We start from the raw sequence: 290 nt of genomic DNA, 5'->3' as shown, positions 1-290 counted from the left end.
ATGTACTGATCCCCAATGCAGAAGTAAAACTTCTGGCCCGGGTCATACTTTTTCCGCTTCTGGCGCAGCAGTGCGGTTGCGATACGACGTTGCGACGGATTCCAATTACGGAACAGCGTCACGAACTGAACGAATTGATCGCTGTTGCCCGAGAGCTGCGTCACATCTGGCGTGTAGCACGAAGGCGCGACGGCACCGGCTTTGATACCCTCTTCACTGCACGGTTTCTCGTGGTCGCTGTGGCGATGCGCCTTAAAATGCAAGCAGTCGCCACAACGGTAGCTGTCTAC

At 55.2% G+C, this 290-nt stretch carries 1 protein-coding gene; it reads left to right on the top strand.

Annotation, left to right across the window (positions count from 1 at the left end):
* A partial coding sequence (locus tag AC1RPY_RS07795) for a hypothetical protein (protein WP_481763115.1) occupies nt 1-290 on the top strand: 290 nt, incomplete at both ends.

Source organism: Dellaglioa sp. CoH-56-MRSF-12 (assembly GCF_056782075.1).
The sequence above is the reverse complement of the archived record's forward strand: the minus strand, read 5'-3'. Positions and strand labels throughout refer to the sequence as shown.